This is a genomic window from Rickettsia endosymbiont of Culicoides newsteadi, from assembly GCF_002259525.1.
In the GTDB taxonomy this organism is placed as follows: domain Bacteria; phylum Pseudomonadota; class Alphaproteobacteria; order Rickettsiales; family Rickettsiaceae; genus Tisiphia.
In genome coordinates, this window is record NZ_MWZE01000187.1 from 1 (window position 1) to 598 (window position 598).

A 598-nucleotide genomic window follows, 5' to 3' on the forward strand; every position below is an offset into this window, starting at 1 on the left:
ACAAATGATAGTCTATTTAAGAAAATCTTTAGTGATCTGGAGAGGCTAAAAGAATTTGTTAATAGTATTCTTGATTTACCTGAAAAGCATAGAATTAAGGAAATCAACTTTCTTTCATTAGAACATTTACCTAGAATTCATCAAGGTAAGAGAAGTGTATTTGATTTGAAAGTTAAAGATGAGTCAGATCATTGGTACATTATCGAGATGCAGAAAAGAAATGAAACCGATTATTTAAAAAGATTACAATATTATTCTGCTCATTCATATGTTCAACAACTTACAGAAGGGGTGACTCACAATGATTTATTACCGATAGTAGTAATATCATTAATGAAATCAAAAATATTTGCTGAAGAAGTATCATATATAAGTTTTCATAAAACTATTGAGACCACAACTAAGAAACAGCAACACATATTTGATATATCGTATGTCTTTATAGAGCTTAAAAAATTTAAAGATATTAAGCAACCATTATTGAGTATTGCCGATGAGTGGTTACATCTATTTAAATATGCAACAAAAGAAAATACCCCCCCCTGTAGGAATTAAAAGTAGTAAGGTATTAGAAGCTTACCATGTTATCGAGATGCAT

The 598-nt window shown here is 29.1% G+C and carries 1 protein-coding gene; it reads left to right on the forward strand.

The window, feature by feature from the left end:
* On the forward strand, window positions 1–555 hold a 555-nt coding region (locus RiCNE_RS07195), incomplete at its 5' end, for an Rpn family recombination-promoting nuclease/putative transposase (RefSeq protein ID WP_133062982.1).
* Between the last annotated feature and the right edge of the window lie 43 nt (window positions 556–598).